We start from the raw sequence: 3,304 nt of genomic DNA, 5'->3' as shown, positions 1-3,304 counted from the left end.
GCGAGTGCCGCGCGACTGGACCGACCGTGGCCTCATCGGCAATGCCCTGCAGGAATTCGAAGAACTGCGTGGAATGGCCGATTGTGTAGGGGATCGGCGAAGCTTTGATGAGTTTTTCCTGGACAAGTTTGGCCCTCATATAGCCGCTTTCCGGCAGCCTTTCCGTTCCTACAATGGATAGGGCAATATGATGCTTCACTCCGGCCTTTGCTTCGGCCGCCAGCAGATTATGGCCAGCCGTTTCGAAGAATTCCAAAACCGCTTTGTCTTCGAAAGAAGGCGAGTTGGCGAGATCAAGCACGACGTCGCAACCTGTCAGCGCTTCAGCAAGACCTTCGCCGGTGATCGTATTTACCCCGGAGTTTGGTGAGGCAGCCAGAACATCGTGTCCCTTGGCCCGCAACCGCGCAACAGTCTTTGAACCTATAAGGCCGGTCCCGCCGATCACAACAATTTTCATAACGGATGTCCCTCAAAAAATGAAAGTTTCGGACCATTTCGAACGCTTCGAACAATGCCGGGAGAGACAAATCCATTCTATCGTGCAAGGAGCGTAAAGTTCTAATCGCCGGGTTTAGTCGACCCATCCTCAAGTCTAGTCTAGGAACGGGTGATACGAGTGTTGCCATCGCGCGCGAGGAAGCGTTTAACCCTTTCCCGGTTCCCATTTCCTATAGAGCGGCGACTCTCACCATGCGTCGAGCATGTAAACCCGCATTTCGGTTTCGCCATGTGAGCGAGGATCGCTCGCATGCATGTAGATACAAAAGGCGCAGCCATTGATCTGCGAGGCACGTAATTTGACGAGCTCGCCAAGACTGGGCTCCAGTCACCTCCCGAAATGGCCAGGCTATTGTGCAAACGGCGGGAAATTCGCCCCCTGCAAGATCTCCAAGCGCTTTTGGAAGAGAGCTAGAACCGTTATCGAAATATGATCGCTCCTATACCAATTCCAGTCTGGCAGGTGCGGCCAGCATGCGCGGTACCGGGTCGGTGGAAGGCCGACGAGCGAATCAAGCTGGGTCATAAATGAACGTTGCATCTCGCCTGATCTATTCAGTCGCTGACCTCCAGCGCGTGTTGCCGCGATCGTGGCGATAGAACCTATACCGAGGTATGGCTCGTACTACCTCTTGACCCCATAGATCGCAAACACGGCTCGACATAGCGTCGTAGATGCCGCGTCTAAGGCGGTGGTGAGAAGGAGAGCTAACATGGATTTCGAGCTTACCCCACACTCTGTTCGAATGGGTACCGACGACTTGGTTCCGTCACGCTACGCGCTGCGGATCGGCGAGATTGATGTACTAGTGGTCAGCGATGGTGTGCTAACGCGCCCGGGCGCGATGTTGGGCCACAACGCCGAGCCGGCTGTGCGGGCGGCCTGGCTGGATTACAATTTCCTGCCCACTGACACGCTCGATTGGGGGCTGAACGTGGTCGTGGTACGTAGCGGCGACCGGACCATACTTATCGATGCTGGGCTGGGGGACGACCCGAACTTAAACTTGCCGCGAGCCGGACAGTTGGCGCATAGATTGGAGGCCGCCGGCATCCATCTTGCGTCCGTCACCGACGTGGTGCTTACCCATATGCACATGGACCATATTGGCATGCTGCTCGTCGACGGCGTGAAGGACCAACTGCGTCCGGATCTGCGAATCCACGTGGCGGCCGCCGAGGTGGAGTTTTGGACGCACCCCGATTTCTCCCACGTCTCCATGCCGCAGGGGTTCCCGGACGCGCTGCGGGCGGCGGCCAAGCGGTTCGCGGAAGAGTACCGCAGCAATCTGCAGACGTTTGAGGAGGAGCACAAGGTTGCACCAGGGGTGGTCGTCACCCGTACCGGCGGCCACACCCCGGGCCACAGCGTGGGGCGCCTCGCGTCCGACGGCGACCGGCTGATGTTCGCCGGCGACGCCGTGTTCGCGGTCGGGTTCGAGCACCCCGACTGGTTCAACGGCTTCGAACATGACCCCGAGGAGGCGGCGCGCGTTCGGGTCCGTCTCTTGCGGGAGCTGGCGGCGAGCGGCGAACTGCTGGTGGCCACTCACCTGCCGTTCCCATCCGTCGGACATGTGGCGGTCGACGGCGACGCCTTTCGTTGGGTACCGCTATTCTGGGACTACTGACCTATTAGCTGGGTTAGGGCCGCACTAGGGCGCGTATTCACAACGTTGATGACCCCTCGCCCTAGTGCCAAAAAGATATCAATAACCCCAGCGATTGTGCCTAACACCTGCATTCGATGGTCTGGATATGTGGCATGGCCGCGAACCGCGAAGATCTTTTACTGTTTCCATGAAACGATGAAACGATCTAGACGACCGCATGCGTTTGTACAACTGGTCGATCGCTGCCTCGTACGACACCGCCCGTAACCGGCTTAGGCTTCGGCTTCCCTACAGTGAGCAGGTCGATCATCTTCGCGCCGCACCGGTTGTGCTCCGGCAGCATGCATCTGTGGGGGTTTCTGCTCGGGATCGATCCGGCATTCAAGCGGCGTGTCATGGGCGGTACATAGGGTGACGCCACCCATTTTGCTCTTCGGCCGCAAACCGCTGCTCTACCATTGCGTGGTTCGGATAGTGCTGCTTTGCTCACCGCAGCAAGTGGCCCTTCGCGGCATTTCGCAGCGACGCAACAGTACCCTAGTTCGCGCCGAACTCGCGTATCGACGCGGGCAGCGTTTCCCATGCCCGGATCAGCTCGCCGACGGAAGCGACCTCCATCTTGCGCATGACATTGCCGCGATGCAGCTTTACGGTCACTTCACTGATGCCGAGGTCGAAGGCGATCTGTTTGTTGAGGCGTCCGCGCGCCACTTCATACAGAACTTCGCGCTCGCGTGGCGTCAGCGAATGAAGGCGTTCGACGTTGCGCTTGACGATCACGGATTCCTCCCGCCGCGCAGCATCCATCGCAATGCCCCTAATCACAGCGTCAAGTAGCGTTTGGTCCCGTACGGGCTTCGTGAGAAAGTCCACGGCGCCGGCCTTCATCGCCTGGACGGTCATCGGAATGTCGCCATGCCCGGTCAGGAAGATGATTGGCGTGGGGCTGCCATTTTGGGCCAGATGATGCTGCAGGTCCAGACCGCTCACTCGTGGCATGCGAACATCGAGGATCAAGCAGCCGGGGCTGTCCAAGACGTTGGTGTCCAGCATTTCCCCGGTCGAGGCAAAGCAAACAGGCTTGAATCCGGCCGACAGGATCAACTCCGACAGCGCCTCCCGCATGGACGCATCGTCATCGACAATGATGACGAGCGGCTGCTCTGCTTCGCTTTTGCTCTGCTGTGACA

General features: G+C 58.7%; 3 protein-coding genes and 1 pseudogene. 1 reads left to right on the top strand and 3 read right to left on the bottom strand.

The features are described from left to right. The coding region (locus tag C9413_RS30035) for an SDR family oxidoreductase (RefSeq protein WP_170251325.1) at positions 1 to 460 on the bottom strand (460 nt) is incomplete at its 3' end. A gap of 231 nt (positions 461 to 691) precedes the next feature. Next, positions 692 to 829 (bottom strand): annotated as a pseudogene (locus C9413_RS30030) (carboxymuconolactone decarboxylase family protein); the annotation flags it as partial. A gap of 385 nt (positions 830 to 1,214) precedes the next feature. On the opposite strand from C9413_RS30030, the gene C9413_RS30025 reads away from it, so the two are divergent. After that, entirely contained in the window at positions 1,215 to 2,132 is a 918-nt protein-coding gene (locus tag C9413_RS30025) for an MBL fold metallo-hydrolase (protein WP_170251324.1), read from the top strand. A 519-nt stretch (positions 2,133 to 2,651) separates the two neighbouring features. Here C9413_RS30025 and C9413_RS30020 read toward each other — a convergent pair. Continuing rightward, the coding region (locus C9413_RS30020; protein ID WP_170251323.1) for a response regulator transcription factor at positions 2,652 to 3,304 on the bottom strand (653 nt) is incomplete at its 5' end.

It is taken from the genome of Rhizobium sp. SEMIA 4085, assembly GCF_013004495.1.
Taxonomy (GTDB): Bacteria; Pseudomonadota; Alphaproteobacteria; order Rhizobiales; family Rhizobiaceae; genus Rhizobium; species Rhizobium gallicum.
This window is presented reverse-complemented; position numbering and strand designations above follow the sequence as displayed.

Coding starts and splice junctions, on each gene's coding strand:
- C9413_RS30025 (WP_170251324.1), top strand. CDS start 1,215: ATGGATTTCGAGCTTACCCCACACTCTGTTCGAATGGGTACCGACGAC.